General features: G+C 69.5%; 17 protein-coding genes. 8 read left to right on the top strand and 9 right to left on the bottom strand.

Going from position 1 to position 17,690, the window contains the following annotated elements; genetic code table 11:
* The first annotated feature begins 381 nt into the window (after positions 1-381).
* The 6 genes from LZK98_RS18755 to LZK98_RS18780 all read left to right on the top strand — a co-directional run bounded on the left by LZK98_RS18755 (position 382) and on the right by LZK98_RS18780 (position 8,410).
* The gene (locus LZK98_RS18755) at positions 382-786 is read left to right on the top strand and encodes a hypothetical protein (RefSeq protein ID WP_233784028.1); all 405 of its coding nucleotides are present in this window, start codon (positions 382-384) and stop codon (positions 784-786) included.
* Positions 783-2,054, top strand: coding sequence for an efflux RND transporter periplasmic adaptor subunit (locus LZK98_RS18760; RefSeq protein ID WP_233784029.1), 1,272 nt, complete (start codon positions 783-785; stop codon positions 2,052-2,054). The genes LZK98_RS18755 and LZK98_RS18760 overlap by 4 nt, the downstream gene beginning before the upstream one ends.
* A gap of 160 nt (positions 2,055-2,214) precedes the next feature.
* Positions 2,215-5,394 (top strand): efflux RND transporter permease subunit, encoded by a 3,180-nt coding sequence (locus tag LZK98_RS18765; RefSeq protein WP_233784030.1) that lies wholly within the window; start codon positions 2,215-2,217, stop codon positions 5,392-5,394.
* A gap of 119 nt (positions 5,395-5,513) precedes the next feature.
* Positions 5,514-6,938, top strand: a complete 1,425-nt coding sequence (locus LZK98_RS18770; protein WP_406693514.1) for an efflux transporter outer membrane subunit — start codon at positions 5,514-5,516, stop codon at positions 6,936-6,938.
* Positions 6,939-7,315: 377 nt separating this feature from the next.
* Entirely contained in the window at positions 7,316-7,861 is a 546-nt protein-coding gene (locus LZK98_RS18775; protein ID WP_233784032.1) for a glycoside hydrolase family 108 protein, read from the top strand.
* 135 nt (positions 7,862-7,996) lie between these two features.
* Positions 7,997-8,410, top strand: coding sequence for a holin family protein (locus LZK98_RS18780; RefSeq protein WP_233784033.1), 414 nt, complete (start codon positions 7,997-7,999; stop codon positions 8,408-8,410).
* 150 nt (positions 8,411-8,560) lie between these two features.
* On the opposite strand, the gene LZK98_RS18785 is transcribed toward LZK98_RS18780, so the two are convergent.
* On the bottom strand, positions 8,561-9,772 hold the full coding sequence (locus LZK98_RS18785) for a Yip1 family protein (protein WP_233784034.1): 1,212 nt from the start codon (positions 9,770-9,772) through the stop codon (positions 8,561-8,563).
* A 102-nt stretch (positions 9,773-9,874) separates the two neighbouring features.
* On the opposite strand from LZK98_RS18785, the gene hslV reads away from it, so the two are divergent.
* Entirely contained in the window at positions 9,875-10,429 is a 555-nt protein-coding gene (gene hslV, locus LZK98_RS18790) for an ATP-dependent protease subunit HslV (protein WP_233784035.1), read from the top strand.
* A gap of 69 nt (positions 10,430-10,498) precedes the next feature.
* Positions 10,499-11,797: an ATP-dependent protease ATPase subunit HslU gene (gene hslU / locus LZK98_RS18795; protein WP_233784036.1), complete on the top strand. Its 1,299-nt coding sequence runs from the start codon at positions 10,499-10,501 to the stop codon at positions 11,795-11,797.
* On the opposite strand, the gene LZK98_RS18800 is transcribed toward hslU, so the two are convergent.
* The 8 genes from LZK98_RS18800 to LZK98_RS18835 all read right to left on the bottom strand — a co-directional run bounded on the left by LZK98_RS18800 (position 11,794) and on the right by LZK98_RS18835 (position 17,689).
* Positions 11,794-12,189: a hypothetical protein gene (locus LZK98_RS18800; RefSeq protein WP_233784037.1), complete on the bottom strand. Its 396-nt coding sequence runs from the start codon at positions 12,187-12,189 to the stop codon at positions 11,794-11,796. The two genes, hslU and LZK98_RS18800, sit on opposite strands and share 4 nt — an antisense overlap.
* Before the next feature lie 4 nt (positions 12,190-12,193).
* Positions 12,194-12,601 carry a hypothetical protein gene (locus LZK98_RS18805; protein ID WP_233784038.1) on the bottom strand — a complete coding sequence of 136 codons (408 nt, stop codon included), beginning with the start codon at positions 12,599-12,601 and terminating at the stop codon, positions 12,194-12,196.
* A 37-nt stretch (positions 12,602-12,638) separates the two neighbouring features.
* A complete protein-coding gene (gene gloB / locus LZK98_RS18810) occupies positions 12,639-13,373 on the bottom strand; it encodes a hydroxyacylglutathione hydrolase (protein WP_233784039.1) in 735 nt (244 codons plus the stop codon).
* On the bottom strand, positions 13,370-14,422 hold the full coding sequence (locus tag LZK98_RS18815) for an NAD(P)H-dependent flavin oxidoreductase (protein WP_233784040.1): 1,053 nt from the start codon (positions 14,420-14,422) through the stop codon (positions 13,370-13,372). The genes gloB and LZK98_RS18815 overlap by 4 nt, the downstream gene beginning before the upstream one ends.
* Positions 14,422-14,871: a VOC family protein gene (locus LZK98_RS18820; protein ID WP_233784041.1), complete on the bottom strand. Its 450-nt coding sequence runs from the start codon at positions 14,869-14,871 to the stop codon at positions 14,422-14,424. Before LZK98_RS18820 ends, LZK98_RS18815 begins: the two co-directional genes overlap by 1 nt.
* A 123-nt stretch (positions 14,872-14,994) precedes the next feature.
* Positions 14,995-15,729: a tetratricopeptide repeat protein gene (locus tag LZK98_RS18825; RefSeq protein ID WP_233784042.1), complete on the bottom strand. Its 735-nt coding sequence runs from the start codon at positions 15,727-15,729 to the stop codon at positions 14,995-14,997.
* Positions 15,726-16,430 (bottom strand): alpha/beta fold hydrolase, encoded by a 705-nt coding sequence (locus LZK98_RS18830; protein ID WP_233784043.1) that lies wholly within the window; start codon positions 16,428-16,430, stop codon positions 15,726-15,728. Before LZK98_RS18830 ends, LZK98_RS18825 begins: the two co-directional genes overlap by 4 nt.
* A gap of 179 nt (positions 16,431-16,609) precedes the next feature.
* Positions 16,610-17,689 (bottom strand): M48 family metallopeptidase, encoded by a 1,080-nt coding sequence (locus LZK98_RS18835; protein WP_233784044.1) that lies wholly within the window; start codon positions 17,687-17,689, stop codon positions 16,610-16,612.
* Position 17,690: the final 1 nt, after the last annotated feature.

Here is a 17,690-nt window from a genome sequence, read left to right on the forward strand (position 1 = left end):
TCACCCCACCCCTCGACAAAATTTATCGACCGGTATAAAAAGCGGTTGACGCAGCGCAGCGGGATTTCTATACTGCACAGTATAGAAGGTGGAGCTGTCCCTTCGGGCCGGCCCCTCCTGATAGGGGAACGCCCCGACAAAGGGACAAGCGATGCGCTACTGCCATATTCTCGCGGTTCGCGCCGGACCCTGACGGACCCGACGCAATCGCTCGTCAGGTATTGATTTAGTCGGCTGACCGGCAGGCTTCGAGCCTGTCTGCGCAGGGGGAAGCTGCGCCTCTCGCCGCACAGATTCGCATGGGCAACTGACGCCGCCGGCCTCGCCGCGGCGATGGGGAGGCGTTTGCGCGCCTCGAACAAGGACAAGGGAGACATGAGCATGGCCTATGTCGCTTTCGCCGAAACCGGCGGCACCGATTTCGTCACCACCGTCCGTGACCGGACCTCCCCCAAGCCGGTCGACCGCAGCGCGGGCTTTTCCGCGCTCGAATGGTCGGTGGTGGCGTTAGCCGAGCGTGACAGCCTGTCGACGCTGCGCACCCCAGGGCGCGTCGCGGCGGCGCTCGGCACTTTATTCGGCGAGCGGCCCAACCCGCAGCTCGCCGATCCCCGCCTCGAGGCGCTGCGCCGCATGGCGGTGCTGAGCTGGCATTATGGCTACACCGTGCCCGGCGAGGACGTCCGGGACTTCGTCGCCGCCGGCTTCACCCTCGATCACTACGAACTGCTGGTCGACAGCATCAGCGTCGCGCGCGCCGCGCGCAACCGAAGGGCTCACCGATGAACATGGTTTCCCCGATCAACACCACCGAGGGCGAGCCGCTGCCGGCGCGCCGCATCGCCGACCGGCCGCTGTGGCAGCGGCTCGCGATCATCGCGCTCCCCGTCGCCGTGGTCGGCGCCGGCGTGGCCTATTTCGAGCAGAGCCCGCCCGCCGCGGCGGCGCCGCCCCCGCCCACCGTCACCGTCGCCACGCCGCTGGCACGCGACGTCAACGAGTGGGACGACTATGTCGGCCGCTTCGAGGCGAGCCGCAGCGTCGAGGTGCGTCCGCGCGTCTCCGGCCAGGTCACCGCGGTGCACTTCACCGACGGCGCGATCGTCCGCCAGGGGCAGCTGCTCTTCACCATCGACCCGCGCCCGTTCGCGGCGGCGCTCGCCGAGGCGCGCGCCGGCGTCGCCAGCGCGTCGAGCGACCTCGCGCTCGCCGAGGCCGACCTATCCCGTGCCAACCGGCTGCTCGCCGACGACGCGGTGTCGAAGAGCGACATCGACCGCCTCAATGCCCGCGTCCGCGCCGCCCGCGCGGCGTTGGCCGGGGCGCAGGCCCGGGTGCGCAGCCGCGCGCTCGACCTCGAGTTCACCCAGGTCCGCGCGCCGATCACGGGCCGCATCTCCGACCGCCGCATCGATCCGGGCAACCTCGTCTCGGCGAGCGACGGCGGCGGCACGATGCTGACCACGATCAACGCGCTCGACCCGATCTACTTCGCCTTCGACAGCTCGGAAGCCCTGTACCTCAAGGCGCAGCGCGACCGGCAGGCCGACCGCAAGGCCGCGCAGGAAGTGCAGGTCCGGCTGCAGGACGAGCCGACCTATCGCTGGAACGGTCGTGTCGACTTCACCGACAATGCGATCAATTCGCACTCCGGCACGGTCCGCGTGCGCGCGGTGATCGACAATCCCGACTATTTCCTGACGCCGGGCATGTTCGGCAACATGCGCCTGGCCCAGGGCGGGACGACGCGCGCGCTGCTGATCCCGGATTCGGCGGTGCGCACCGATCAGGCGCGCAAGGTCGTGTTCGTCGTCGGCAAGGACGGCACCGTCGCCGCCAAGCCGGTCGAGCCCGGCCCGGTCGTCGCCGGGCTGCGCGTGATCCGCTCCGGCCTCACCCCCAATGACCAGGTGATCCTGCAGGGCATCCAGTTCGCCCAGCCCGGCGCGAAGGTCACGGTGAAGCCGACCACGATCAAGCCGCAGCCGGCGCCCGCCGGCGCCGACGCCGCGGTCGAGCAGCCCGCCGCCTCGCAGGCGACGCTCGCGGGTTAGCGGCACGGGATAGCGGACGGCCGGGCCCACCCACCCGGCCGTCCGCGGCGAGCGCAGTCGGGACGGCGCCCTACGTCCGCCTCGACTGCGCTCGGAACGCCGTCCCGCCCGCGCCCAATTACGCCCCTTTCCGGCCCGCGACGGGCCGAGGAGACCCGACATGCGTCTCAGTCATTTCTTCATCCGCCGGCCGATCTTCGCAGGCGTGATCGCGATCATCATCACGATCATCGGCGCCTTCGCCTATTTCGGCCTGCCGATCTCGCAATTCCCCAACGTCGTCCCCCCGACGGTGACGGTGACCACCAACTACCCCGGCGCCTCGGCCGAGACCGTCGCGGACACCGTCGCCGCGCCGATCGAGCAGCAGATCAACGGCGTCGACAACATGCTCTACCAGTCGTCGCAGTCGACCGGCGACGGGCGGCTGACGATCACCGTCACCTTCAAGCTCGGCACCAACCTCGATACCGCGCAGGTGCTGGTGCAGAACCGCGTCGCACTCGCCGAGCCGAGCCTGCCGGAGGAGGTACGCCGCCAGGGCGTCGTGGTCCGCAAGACCTCGCCGTCGTGGCTGATGGCGATCAACGTGCTGTCGCCCGACGGCTCGCTCGACCGCAGCTACGTCTCCAACTACGCGCTGACCCAGCTCAAGGACCGGCTGACCCGCGTCGACGGCATCGGCGACGTCCAGGTGTTCGGCGCGCGCGACTTCGCGATGCGCGTGTGGATCGATCCCGGCCGCGCGGCCGAGCTGAACCTCACCGGCGGCGACATCGTCTCGGCGCTGCGTGCGCAGAACGTGCAGGTCGCGGCCGGCGTGGTCGGCCAGCCGCCGTTCGACACCGGCGCCGCGCAGCAGCTCAACGTCGAGACGCAGGGCCGCTTCAAGACCGCCGACGAGTTCGCCAACATCATCATCCGCACCGATCCCACCGGTGCGATCACCCGCCTGCGCGACGTCGCCCGGGTCGAGCTCGGCGCCGAGGACTATGGCGTCAACGCCTATCTCTCGGGCCAGGACTCGATCATCATGGGCGTCACCCAGCGGCCGGGCACCAACGCGCTCGCCGCCGCCGAGGGAGTGAAAGCCCAGCTCAAGGAAGCCGCTAAGAGCTTCCCGAAGGGCCTCGAATACCGCATCATCTGGAACCCGACCGAGTTCATCAGCGAATCGATGCACGCGGTGCAGGAGACGCTGCTCGAGGCGATGATCCTCGTCGTCATCGTCATCATCGTCTTCCTCCAGAGCTGGCGCGCCGCGGTCATCCCGATCGTTGCCATCCCGGTGTCGCTGATCGGCACCTTCGCGATGCTGGCCGGGCTCGGCTATTCGCTCAACACGCTGTCGATGTTCGGCCTGGTGCTGGCGATCGGCATCGTCGTCGACGACGCGATCGTCGTCGTCGAGAACGTCGAGCGCAACCTCGAGCACGGCCTGTCGCCGCGCGAGGCCGCGCACAAGTCGATGGACGAGGTGTCGGCGGCGCTGGTCGCGATCGTGCTGGTGCTCTGCGCGGTGTTCGTGCCGACCACCTTCCTCACCGGCATCACCGGCGAGTTCTACCGCCAGTTCGCGGTGACGATCGCCACCGCCACCGTGATCTCGCTGATCCTGTCGCTCACTCTGTCGCCCGCGCTCGCCGCCCTGCTGCTGCGTCCGCGCGCGACCGAGGCGCCGGCGTCCGGCTGGCGGCGCTATGCCTGGCTGGCGGGCGACCGCTTCAACCAGGGCTTCGATCGCCTGAGCAACTGGTACTCGCGCCTCACCCACCGCATCACCAGCGCGCCCAAGTCGGCGCTCGCCACCTATGCCGCGCTGATCCTCGCCACCGGCGCGATCTTCTGGGCGACCCCTGCCGGCTTCGTCCCCGCGCAGGACCAGGGCTATGCCCTCGCCGCGATCCAGCTGCCGCCCGGCAGCTCGATCCAGCAGACCGACGCGGTGCTGAAGAAGGTGGTGAACAAGCTGCTCAAGGTGCCCGGCACCGAGGCGGCGGTGATGTTCGCCGGCTTCGACGGCGCCTCGCAGACGCAGGCGTCGAACGCGGGCGCGGCCTATATCACCTTCAAGCCGTTCTCGGAGCGCGCCGGCACCGACCGGACCGAGCGCAACATCGAGAACGACATGCGCGCGGCGCTCGCCGACGTGAACGACGCGTTCGTGTTCGTGATCCCGCCGCCCGTCATCCAGGGCATCGGCAACGGCGGCGGCTATCGCATGATCGTGCAGGACCGCAGCGACGCCGGCTACCAGGCGCTGGAGCAGGCCGCCGGCCAGCTCATCGGCCAGGCGCACCAGCAGCGCGAGCTCGCCAACGTGTTCACGCTGTTCAACACCGCCACGCCGCGCGTCTATGCCGATATCGACCGTGCCAAGGCCGACATGCTGGGCGTGCCACCGAGCCGCGTGTTCGAGGCGCTCCAGGTCTATCTGGGCTCCGCCTACATCAACGACTTCAACCTGCTCGGCCGCACCTTCCGCGTGACCGCGCAGGCGGAGGCGGCGGCGCGCGACGATCCGTCGGACATCGCCCAGCTCAAGACCCGCTCCAACACCGGCGAGATGGTGCCGGTCGGCGCGGTCGCGACCTTCGTCGACAAGACCGGCCCCTATCGCGTCACCCGCTACAACCTCTTCCCCGCGGTCGAGGTCGACGGCGAGACCGCCCCCGGCTATTCGACCGGCCAGGCGATCGCGGTGATGGAGCGGCTCGCGACCGGGCTCCCGAGCGGCTTCACCACCGAGTGGACCGACATCGCCTTCCAGCAGAAGGCGGCCGGCAACATCGCCGCGCTGATCTTCGCGCTGTCGGTGGTGTTCGTCTTCCTGGTGCTGGCGGCGCAGTTCGAGAGCCTGATGCTGCCGCTCGCGATCATCCTGATCGTGCCGATGACGCTGCTCGCCGCCATGGCGGGCGTGAACCTCCGGGGCATGGACAACAACATCCTGACCCAGATCGGCCTGATCGTGCTGATCGCGCTCGCCGCCAAGAACGCGATCCTGATCGTCGAGTTCGCCAAGCAGGCCGAGGAGCGCGGCGCGACCGTGGTCGAAGCGGCGGTGGAGGCGGCCCGCACGCGCCTGCGCCCGATCCTGATGACCAGCTTCGCGTTCATCCTGGGCGTGGTGCCGCTGGTCTGGGCCTCGGGCCCCGGCTACGAGCTGCGCCAGGCGCTCGGCACCGCGGTGTTCTACGGCATGGTCGGCGTCACCGTGTTCGGCCTGATCTACACCCCCACCTTCTACGTCGTCTGCCGCACGATCGGCGACCGTATAGCGCGTGCTCGCAAGCGCGGCGGCGACACGGCCGGTGCGGAACTCCAGCCGGCGGAATGAACCAGCAGTCGCCCTCACCCTTCCGGCGCCTTCGGCGCCTCCCTCCCTCTCCCGCTGGGAGAGGGAAGGGGCCCGCCGCCGTAGGCGGCGGGAAGGGTGAGGGTGATCGAGAAAGCAGGATGCAAACCATGCGTATCTTCCTCGCAACAGCCTCGGCACTCGCGCTCGCCGCCTGCGCCGTCGGCCCGAACTACAAGGCCCCCACCCCGCCGCAGACCGCCTCGGGCAAGTTCGTCTCCACGAACACGCCCGCGGTCACCACCGCGCCCGTCGAGGGCAAGTGGTGGCGGCTCTACGACGACCCCGTCCTCGACGGGCTGATCGCCGACGCGCTCGCCGCCAACACCGATCTGCGCGTCGCGGTCGCCCGTCTCGCCCGCGCCCGCGCGGCGCTGCGCGAGGTGCGCACCGATCGCCTGCCCGAGGTCGGCGTCAGCGCCAATCCCACTTACCGCCGCCTGCCCGAGATTCAGACCGGGCCTGGGGTGAAGCGCGAGGACTGGCTGCTCGACGGCGGGCTCGACGTTTCCTACGAGGTCGACCTGTTCGGCCGCATCACCCGCGACGTCGAGGCGGCGCGGGGCGACGTCGCCGCAGCCCAGGCCGATGCCGACGCGGTGCGCGTCTCGGTCGTCGCCGAGACCGCGCGCGCCTATGCCGACGCCGCCAGCGCCGCCGAGCGGCTCGCGGTCGCCGAGCGCATCGTCAGCCTGCTCGACCGTTCGCTGAAGCTCACCGACCGCCGCGCCCAGGTCGGACTCACCACCCGGCTCGACACCGCGCGGATCGCGGCGCTGCGCAACCAGCGCCAGGCCGAGGTGCCCTCGATCGCCGCCGAACGCGACGCCGCGCTGTTCCGCCTGGCGACGCTCACCGGCCGCGCGCCGGCGGACCTCCCCGACGTGGCCAAGGCGCGGACCGCGACGCTCCGCCTCGACAAGCCGATCCCGGTCGGCGACGGCGCCGCCTTGCTCGCCCGCCGCCCGGACGTGCGCGCCGCCGAGCGCCGCCTCGCCGCCGCCACCGCACGCATCGGGGTCGCCACCGCCGACCTCTATCCCCGCATCAGCCTCGGCGCCTCGATCGGCTCGACCGGCCCTAACATCAGCGACGTGTTCGGCGCCGGCCCCCTGCGCTGGCTGCTCGGCCCGCTGATCAGCTGGTCCTTCACCGACCAGGCCCGCGCCCGCGCCCGCATCGCCGGAGCGGAGGCCGATACCCAGGCCGCGCTCGCGACCTTCGACGGCACCGTGCTGCGCTCGCTCGAAGAGACCGAGACCGCGCTCACCGGCTATGCGCACATGCTCGACCGCCGCACCGCCCTCCAGGCGGCGCGCAACGAGGCCGAGGTCGCGGTCCGCATCACCCGCGCCCAGCAGCGCGAGGGTCAGATCGACAGCCTTGCCCTGCTCGACTCCGAGCGCACCTTCGCCGAGGCCGAGGCCGAGCTCGCCCTGATCGATGCCCAGATCGCCGACGCGCAGATCACGCTGTTCAAGGCACTCGGCGGCGGTTGGGAGGATGCGCCGCCGGTCAAGGCGTAGGAATTGGTTCACGCAAAGGCGCGAAGAGAAGAAGTTTTGTTCACGCGGAGACGCGGAGGACGCAGAGATGTCTCGCCTGTAGTCCCCGTCTCGCGTCAGCGAGACCTTTCAGCCTGCGGCAAGCACCAAGCCTGAAGGCCGCTGGCGCGGCTGAGCGTGCGGCCAGCGACGTATCTCCGCGTCCTCCGCGTCTCCGCGTGAACCAATTCACTTCTTCCTCCCTTCGCGCCTTTGCGTGAACAAGCTCCTCCTTCCGAACCTTCCCCCTCTCCATGCGTATACGGGCTAGCACCGCTCAGCCCGCGAGCCCGCATGTCAAAACAGCTTTCCTACATTGAACCTATTTGGTTATTATCTGCGACTCGAAGGAGGCGCATATGGATATCGACCAACTGATCGACGACGTCATCGCCCGCGAGGGCGGTTATTCCGACCACCCCGCCGACCGCGGCGGTCCGACTCGCTGGGGCATTACCCAGGCGACCGCACGGCAGCACGGCTACGCCGGCGACATGCGGAGCTTCCCGCGCGAGCAGGCCGCGGCGATCTACCGCCGCACCTACTGGACCCAGCCAGGCTACGATCGCGTCGCGGATCATGCCGAGCGCGTGGCGGCGGAGCTGTTCGACACCGGCGTCAACATGGGGCCGGCGATTGCAACCCGCTTTCTCCAGCGCGCGCTCAACGCGCTCAACCGCAACGGAAGCGATTACCCTGACATCGCGGTCGATGGACAGATCGGCCCCCGCACGCTGACCGCGCTCGCCGGCTTCATCGATACGCGCGGCGCGGCGGGGGAAGCGGTGCTGCTCAAGGCGATCGAGGCGCTGCAAGGCGAATATTACATCAGCCTCGCCGAACGCCGGCCAGCCAATGAGGCGTTCCTCTACGGCTGGCTCGCGAACCGGATCGGTTCATCGTGACTCGCGCGCGCGTACGCGAAGCAGGCGCGACTTTCGTGACTTTCGGCGGCTTTCCGCGGTGCCGCCGACAACCGTCACTCGAGTCAATTTAGTCAACATTTTCGGATCAACCGCGGTCAACATTCGGAGCGGACAATGGGCATTCTCGAAGGACTCATCGGGCCGGTCGCCGGCCTCATCGACAAGATCATCCCCGACCCCAAGGCGCGCGACGCCGCCAAGCTGGAGCTGCTGAAGCTCCAAGGCAGCCAGGAGATGGAGCTGGTCAAGGCGCAGATGGCGGCGGTGCTCGCCGAGGCGCAGTCGGCCGACCCCTGGACCAGCCGGGCGCGGCCGAGCTTCCTCTACGTCATGTACGCGCTGCTCTTGTGGAGCATCCCGATGGGGCTGATCGCCGCGATACGACCGGCGACGGCGGAGGCGATCGCCAAGGGTATGAACGGCTATCTCAGCGGCATCCCCGAGCCGCTCTACACGCTCTTCGCCACCGGCTACCTCGGCTACACCGTGGCCCGGCAATGGGGGAAGATGAAGGGAGTGGAGAAGTAAAAAGATCCTCCCCGGAACGGGGAGGGGGACCATTCGTCGCAGATGAATGGTGGAGGGGGCCCGCCACATCGGTTTTTCGTCCGTGGCTGGGCCCCCTCCCCCACCGGCCTGCGGCCGGCGGTCCCCCTCCCCGTGCCGGGGAGGATCTTTTTACTTCGCCATTCCCTCCAGCGTCCCCAAATTCACCGTCGCCGCCAGCGCCTTCAGCGTATCGAGGCTATCCGCTTCCCCTTCCACCGACACGACGAACCGGTTCGCCACCACCGTCGAATATTCGCCATGTCGCGACCCGCTGTCCCATTTCTCGGTGGTCATGCGACCGTCGACCTGTCCGGTCTTCTCGAAGCCGGTCTCGGTGGTACGGTTGGCCTGGACGTTGAACGCGCTGCCGAGTGCGGCGAGCCCGCCCATCGCTCCCATGTCGGTGACGGACAGCTGGGCGGTGTCGTCGCCGCGGCTGTAGTCGCCCTTGGCGTTCGATCCGGCGACGCCGGCCGCGCCTGCGCTGGCGCTTTCGATCGCCGTGCGGTTCCAGCCCGCCGCCGCAGTGGGCAGCAGCGCCTGAAGCGCATTGGGATCGATCGGCTTGACCGTGGCCGCGCCCGCCGCACCGGCGGCCGCCGCTGCCTGCGCGGCATTGGCATTCGCTTCCATCTGCTTGGCGGCGGTTTCCAGCTTGCCGAGGTCGACCGATCCGCCGCCGGGCAGCTCGACCGATCCGGCGGTGGTGGCGCCTCCGAGCATCGCCGGGCCCATGAAGCTGGCGGTGGCCGTCGTCGCGATCGCGCCGATCACGATATAGAGCACGATCGCGCACAGGATCGTCACCACGGTGTAGCCGAGCGCCTTGTCCTGCGGCGCCTTCATCAGCCGCGGCAGGCCGAGATAGAGGAGATAGAGGCTGTAGAGGCCGAACAGGACGCCGAGGATGCCGAGCATCGGCACCAGGCCGAAGATGCCCCCGACGAAGCTGGCGGTATAGGAGAAGGCGACCACCTTCAGCGCCGAGACCGGATTGCGGGTCCCGCCGAAATTGGGCGCCAGCCAATCGACGATCTTCGCCAGCACCCAGACGCCGATCACCGCCAGCACATAGCAGACGATCGCGAAGCTCAGGCTGCCCAGCAGCGACGGCTTGAACACGACGCCGTAGCCGTAGCCGAACAGCTGGCTGCCGATGAGCCCGGCGACAGGCCCGATCGCCGCGAGCGGCAGCACCCAGCCGGTGAAGATGCCCTTCTCGGTCATAGGCTCGGCATCGATCCGGTCCCATTCGGGCTTGGGCGAGAGCAGGATGTTCTTGATCCGGTCGATGATGCCGCCGGTCGCAGGTGTCGGAGCAGGTGGAGGTGTCGTAGCCATCTCGAAGTCCCCTTGCTGTTCGAGTCGCTGGAGCAACGATGCGCCGCTACGCCGTTCGTGGGAAGCCTTGATTGCAATCGGGGCCGCTCCATATCCGGCGCCATGAGCGGGACTACACCGGTGTGGCACGGCACCACCATCCTCTCCGTGCGCAAGAACGGCCGCGTCGTGGTGATCGGCGATGGCCAGGTCTCCCAGGGCCAGACCGTCATGAAGCCCAACGCCAAGAAGGTACGGCGTCTCGGTGACGGCAGCGTCATCGGCGGCTTCGCCGGCGCGACCGCCGACGCCTTCACCCTGTTCGAGCGGCTCGAGGCCAAGCTCGAGCGGCACCAGGGCCAGCTGCTGCGCGCCGCAGTCGAGCTCGCCAAGGACTGGCGGACCGACAAGTACCTACGCAACCTGGAGGCGATGATGATCGTCGCCGACAAGGCTGTCACGCTGGTGATCACCGGCAACGGCGACGTGCTGGAGCCGGAGGGCGGGGTCGCGGCGATCGGATCGGGCGGCAACTTCGCCCTCGCCGCCGCGCGGGCGCTGGTCGATTACGAGCAGGACGCGGAGACGATCTGCCGCAAGGCGATGGCGATCGCCGCCGACGTCTGCGTCTATACCAATGACCGGTTGACCATGGAGACGCTCGACAGCGAGACCTGAGCACCACGTTGCTCGCGGAATACCCAATCGCATAGCGGCCCCGGCCTCCGCCGGGGCGACGGAAAGAGAATGAACGACAACCTCACCCCCAAAGCCATCGTCCGCGCATTGGACGAGCATATCATCGGCCAGGCCGAGGCGAAGCGCGCCGTCGCGGTGGCGCTGCGCAACCGCTGGCGGCGGCAGCAGCTGTCGCCGGACCTGCGCGACGAGGTCAGCCCCAAGAACATCCTGATGATCGGCCCGACCGGCTGCGGCAAGACCGAGATCAGCCGCCGCCTGGCGAAGCTCGCCGACGCGCCGTTCGTGAAGGTCGAGGCGACCAAGTTCACCGAGGTCGGTTATGTCGGCCGCGACGTCGAGCAGATCGCCCGCGACCTCGTCGAGGAGGCGGTGCGGCTCGAGAAGGAGCGCCGCCGCGCCGCGGTCAAGGACAAGGCCGAGGAGGCGGCGATGGCGCGCCTGCTCGACGCGCTGACCGGCAAGGGCGCGAGCGAGGCGACCCGCACTGCCTTCCGCCAGCGCTTCGAGGAGGGGCATCTCGACGCCACCGAGATCGAGGTCGAGCTGGAGGCCGCGCCGCAGATGCCGTTCGAGATCCCCGGCGGCGGCCAGGTCGGCATGATCAACCTGGGCGAGATGATGGGCAAGGCGTTCGGCCAGGGCAACCTCAAGCGCCGCAAGCTCCCCGTCCCCGCCGCCTGGGCCAAGCTGGTCGAGGAGGAGGCCGACAAGCGCCTCGACCAGGACGAGGTCAGCCGCACCGCGCTGGCGGACGCGGAGGCGAACGGCATCGTCTTCCTCGACGAGATCGACAAGATCGCGGTCTCGGACGTGCGCGGTGGTTCGGTCAGCCGCGAGGGCGTCCAGCGCGACCTGCTGCCGCTGATCGAGGGCACCACCGTCGCGACCAAATACGGGCCGATGAAGACCGATCACATCCTCTTCATCGCCTCGGGCGCCTTCCACGTCGCCAAGCCGAGCGACCTGCTGCCCGAGCTCCAAGGCCGCCTTCCCATCCGCGTCGAGCTGAAGGGGCTGACGGAGGAGGATTTCATCGCGATCCTCTCCGACACCAAAGCCTCGCTGCCCGAGCAGTACAAGGCGCTAATCGGCACCGAGGGCGTGACGATCGACTTCACCCCGGACGGCATCCGCGCCGTCGCCCGGATCGCCGCCGAGGTCAATGCCGAGGTCGAGAACATCGGCGCCCGCCGCCTGCAGACGGTGATGGAGAAGCTGCTCGAGGAAGTGAGTTTCGACGCCGAGGACCGCGCCGGCGCCACGCTGACGATCGACGCGGCCTATGTCGACAGCCAGCTCGCCGGTATCGCCCGCAACACAGACCTCAGCCGCTATGTCCTCTAAGGCTTGGTGTAGGGCGTGAAGTCGCCAAGGCGGCAGTATGCCGACGGGATATTGCCGCCACCGCGCTGGACGGTGCGGAAACGGTCGTTGCGGCACAGCTGGCTGCCGTAGACGTCGGCGATGATCACCGGATCACCCCACAGGCCCGGACACTGGCCGATGACGTCGTTGCGCCACAGCCGCGAGCCGTCGTTGTAGATCAGCGTCCTGCCGCCATAGGGCTGCGGCCCCTGGAGCCGCTGCACGTCGACGCAGCGCTCCGCCTTGCCCGCCACGCGGCCCTCCAGGCGCGAGGCAAGCTCGCTCGCCTCGCGCCGTTCGGCCTTCGCCACGCGCTCCTGGTCGCCCGCGCAGCCGGCGAGGGCGAGTGCGATCAGCAACCCGGCGCGCATCGTCCTAGCTCCGCGGCTTGGTGTAGGGCACGAAATCCCCGAACGAGCAAGCGCCGCTCGGGAAGCCGCTGCTGCGATCGACGGTGCGGACGATGTCGCCGCGGCAGAGCTGGCCGCCGTAGCTCTTCGTCACGATGATGTCGTCGCGCTTCAGGCCGAAGCAGCCGCCGGTCGGCTTGTTGAGCCAATAGCGGCTCCCGTCGCGGTACAGCAAAGTCTCGCCGTAGATCGAGACGTTGGAATTGCCGAACGGGTTGATGCAGCTCTGCGGCTTGCCGGCCTCATAGCCGGCCAGCGTCTTGTCGAGCCGTGCCTGCTCGCGCGCCTGGGCCGCATCGGCACGGGCGACGTCCTCGGCCGTGGCGGTGCAGCCGGCAACCAGAAGTAAGCAACACAGGGCAATCGGTTTCATCACAACCTCCATGGTCCCCATGTGAACCATGACGGAGTCAACCGCGGAAAACATCTTTCGCTCCGCGGCGCTCGCCCAGTTCCTCCGGCGATGATGCGCGCAGGAAGGGGTTGGTGGCAAGCTCCTCGCCGATAGTGGTAGGCAACGTCGCCTCGCCCGCCGCGCGCAGGCGGTCGACCTCGACCATGCGCGCCTTGATCGCCTCGTTGTCGGGCTCGGCGACGAGGGCGTAACGGCCGTTGGACTGGGTATATTCGTGCGCCGCGAACACCCGGGTCTCCGGCGGCAGCGCGGCATATTTGCGCATGGCGGCGTACATGTCCGCCGCCGTTCCCTCGAACAGCCGGCCGCAGCCCATCGCGAAGATGGTGTCGCCGGGAAAGAGCAGGCCGTCCTGGTCGAACACGTAGCTGATGTGCCCGGCGGTGTGGGCGGGCGTGTCGAGCACCCTCGCGACATGGGCACCGAGCTTCATCGTATCGCCCTCGGCGACGGTGCGGTCGAGCGTCGGGATCTTCGCCGCCTCCGCTGCCGGGCCGGTAACCAGCGCGCCGGTCGCATCCTTGACCGCCTGGTTGCCGCCGACGTGATCGGGGTGCCAGTGGGTGTTCCAGATCTGGGTGATCGTCCAGCCCCGCTCCTTCGCCGCAGCCAGCGCGGGGGCGGCATCGCCCGGGTCGACCACCAGCGTCTCGTTCGACGCGGGGTCATGGACCAGCCAGATGTAATTATCGTCGAAAGCGGGGACGCGGACGATCTCGAGGTCGGTCATGATGCGGTCTCCAGAAGCGCGAGGATTTCGGCGGCGAGCCGTTCGGTGAGGGCCTGGGCCGGTTCGGCACGGGCCCGGGCGACGCCAGCGCCAGCCCACATCGGTGAATAGTCGCCCCGCCCGCCGGCTTCGGCGGCGGCACGAAGGGGGGCCAGCGCCGCGGAGGCGTGGGGGAACGGGGGCACAGCCGGGTGCGTCGGTCCGAGCACCTCGATCAGCCGGTTGCGGATGCCCCGTGCCTGGCGGCCGGAGAAGAGCGTCGTGAAGACGGTCTCGACCGGCGTGCCGAGCAGCGCCCGGTGCGGCGCGCTGACGCTGCTTTCGGGCGTGGCGAGATAAGCGGTGCCGATCTGCACCGCGCTCGCTCCGGCGGTCAGCGCCTCAGCCGCGCTCTGCGCGTCGACGATCCCGCCGGCGGCGATCACCGGCAGCGAAACCGTATCGAGAATGCCGCGCAGGAGGTCGGCAAGCGGCGTCGGGCGGTGGCCGTCGAGGAACCAGCCCGCATGCCCGCCGGCCTCGGCCCCTTGCGCGATCACCGCGTCGACGCCGCGATCGGCGAGCCAGCGGGCCTCGTCCACCGTCGTCGCGCTGCCGAGCACGACCGCATCGGCCCGCCGCACCCGCTCGAGGAGATCGGGCGCGGGCAGGCCGAAGTGAAAGCTCACCACCTCGGGCCGCACGGCTTCGACCGCTTCGGCCATCGCCGCGTCGAACGGCCGGCGGAGCGGCGGCGGCGGGCCCGGCTCCACGCCTTCCTCGGCATAGAAGGGTGCCAGCAACTCGCGCCACGCGCTGTCGTCGGCCTCCACCAGCTCGTGGCAGAAGAAATTGAGGTTGATCGGCCCCTCGGCCTGATCGCGCAGCTCCGCCGCCTGCACCACCAGCTGCTGCGGCGTCAGCATCGCGCAGGGCAGCGACCCGAGCGCACCGCCCCGCAGCGCCGCCGCCGCCAGAGCCACGCCGCCGGAGTTCGCCATCGGCGCCTGCACGATCGGCACCGCGGCGCCGGTCAGGTCGAGGAAGCGCCGGTCGGGCCAGCGCGCCATCACCACTCGCCCGTGTTCGGCATCGACACCCAGGGCTCGGCCGGCTCCAGCACACCGTCCTGGAGCAGCTCGATCGAGATGCCGTCGGGGGTGCGCACGAACGCCATATGGCCGTCGCGCGGCGGGCGGTTGATGGTGACGCCGGCGTCCATCAGCCGCTGGCAGGTCTCGTAGATATCGTCGACGCGATAGGCGAGATGGCCGAAGTTGCGGCCGCCGGCATAGCGTTCGGGCTCGCCGTTTTCGGGCGGCCAGTTGTAGGTGAGCTCCACCTCGGCGCGGGCGCGCTCGCCGGGGCCGTTCATATCCTCGGGCGCGGCGAGGAAGATGAGGGTGAAACGGCCCTTGTCGTTCTCCATGCGCCGGACCTCCTTGAGTCCCAGTAGCTCGAAGAAGCGGATCGTCGCGTCGGGATCGGCGACGCGGATCATGGTGTGGAGATATTTCATCGCTGCGCGCCTCCTGTGACCTCGAGAGGTCAGATAATGTCGCCGTCATCCCGGCGAAAGCCGGGATCTCAGGCGGAGACAGGAATGCGACACGAGATCCCGGCTTTCGCCGGGATGACGGAGTTATTTCGCGCCGAACTGCTCCAGCGCCTTTCGTGCCGCCGTGGCTGCCGGACTGTCCGGCGCCAGCTCGGCCGCCTTCTGCCAGCCCGCCTTTGCACCGGTCTCGTCGCCCGCGGCGGCGGCGATGTTGCCTGCTTCGAGCTGGACCTGGGCGTCGTCCGACGAACGCTTGAGCGCCTCGCCGATGTCCTTCCGCGCGCGGTCGAGATCGCCCATGCGCCGCGCCAGCGTCGCCGAGAGCAGCCAGGCGAGCGGATCGTCGGCGGCGCTCGCCAGCGCCTTGTCGATGTCCTCGCGTGCGGCAGCGAGGTTCCCCGAGGCGACGGCGGCGCGGGCACGGTCGAGCTGCGCCTCACCGAGCGGCAGGCCGGTGAGCATACCGCTGGAAAGCGCCGCGTTGAGCGCCGTGCGCGCCTTCACCGGATCACCGGCCGCCAGCCACGCATTGCCCGCCTGCGCCCAATAATTGGCGGCGCGGGCGTCGTGCGCGACCTCGGCCTCGTGCGCCGCCTCGGAGAAGGCGCCTGCCGCACCGGCGAAATTGCCCGAGCGCGCGTAGGCCATGCCGAGGCACTGGCGGGCAAGGAAGCCGCCGCCCGCCAGACGCCACGCCGACGCCTCGGCTGCGCCTTGCCCCGGATCGCTGCCGGTGGCGAGATCGACGCAGCGGTCGAAGCGCGCCTCGGGCGTCTCGACCGGCGCGACCGTCTGGAGCAGCAGCGGCAGCAGGATCATGGCAGGCCTTCGATCGTACGCAGGATCAGCGCGATGTCGCTCTCGCGCGAGAGGCGGTGGTCGCCGTCCTTGACGAAGGTCGCCTGCACGTCGGGTGAACGGATCAGGCGCATGAGGTCGAGGCTCAGCGTCCAGGGCACGTCGGGATCGGCCTGGCCGTGGACGAGGCGGACCGGCGCGTCGATGGCGATCGGCCCGTGCATCAGCCGGTTGGCCTCGCCCGAGGACCAGAAGGCGCGGGTGGTGACGGTCGGCTCGGGCGCATATTGAGAGGGTTGCTCCAGCCGGCCTTCGGCGAGCAGGGTCATCTTCTGCTCCTGGGTAAAGCCCCAGTCGGTGAAGTCGGGCGCCGGGGCGATGCCAACCAGGCCGGCGATGCGATCCGACCGGGCGAGCGCCGCCAGCAGCATGATCCACCCGCCCATCGACGAGCCGACCAGCACCACCGGCCCCTCGAGGACATGGTCGATCAGCCACAGCACGTCGTCGCGCCAGATGTCGAGCGTACCGTCCTCGAACGCGCCCGGGCTGGCGCCGCAGCCGGAATAGTCGAAGCGCAGGCACGCCCGGCCCTTAGCACGTGCCCAGTCCTCGATCGCCAGCGCCTTGGTGCCGCTCATGTCCGAGGCATAGCCCGGGAGGAACATCACCGTCGGGCCGGCGCCGGGGGTGTGATGATGGGCGAGCTGGCGTTCGGTCATGGCTGTGCCCACGTAGGACAGCGATTTCGTGAGCTCAATCCTCCCCGAGCTTGCTCGGGGAGGGGGACCGCGCGATGAAATCGCGGGGTGGAGGGGAAATGCGCAACGGCAGGATTCTTCCCCTCCACCAGCCTTCGGCTGGTCCCCCTCCCCGAGCAAGCTCGGGGAGGAATTGGGGCCTAAAATCGCATCTCGGACTTGCTGACGTCGGGATCGGCCGTGCAGATGGTGCGCAGCGCCGCCCATTGCTGCGCATCGAGCGCGGGGCGGTAGCCTTCGCCCTTCGCGCTGGCGCGGAACAGGCGCTGGCGGTCGCTCGACAGCGGATGACTGGAGAGATAGCCGAGCACGCGGAGCGACGTGCCGAGCTTCGCCTCCCCCTTGCCGAGCCGGTCGAAGAAGGCGGCGGTGCCGAGGGGGGAGACCTGCGCCTCTCTCAGCGCATCGATCGCGAAGGCGTCCGCGCTCGCCTCCGCGCTGCGACTGTAGCCGGCGGAGAGCAGCGCATTGGTGTAGCCGCCGACGTTGCCGTCGAGGCCGCCCAGCACCACGCTGAGCCCGAGCTGGCGGATCAGCGACGCCAGCACGTCACGGTGCGCGACGTGGCCGAGCTCATGCGCGATCACGCCGGCGACCTCGTCGGGCGACCTGGCATCCCGGAGCAGACCCTGGAAGATCAGCACATGGCCGCCGGGCAATGTCACCGCGTTGACGATCGGTACGTTGACCACGTGGATGTCGGCATCGCCCACCGCAGGGCCGAGCCGGTCGGTCAGCGCCTGGAGCGCGGCGGCGCCGGCGGGTGCCTTGCAGGTGCGGCCGCCGAAGTCGCCGACCATCAGGTCGCCGAGCCGCCGCTCCATCACTGGCGGCATCAGCCGCGCCGCGACCGATGGAGCGAAGGACAGGCCGAGCAGCGCCAGAGCCGCGATGCCGGCGAAGATCAGCGTGCCGTAGACGAGGCCGAGTCTGTCGACGATCCCGCCGTAGCGCTGCTCGCCGGGCAGCCGCACCAGCACCGCGGACGGGATCGGCTCGGCGACGGCGATGCGCCAGCCGGGGCGGCCCTTCAGTCCATATTGGTGGCGGCCATCGATGCGGCCGTGGCCGACCAGGTCGGCGAAGGCGAAGGGGCCGACGGCGCCCTCGCCCTCGATCAGCGTGAAGCTCGCCCCGTCCGGCACCAGCAGCGCCTCACGCCGGATGGCGCTGAGGCCGTCGTAATGCCAGACGGCCGCCGCGTCAGAAGGCGCCGACATC

Origin of the sequence: Sphingomonas cannabina, assembly GCF_021391395.1 — a bacterium.
Lineage (GTDB): Bacteria > Pseudomonadota > Alphaproteobacteria > Sphingomonadales > Sphingomonadaceae > Sphingomonas > Sphingomonas cannabina.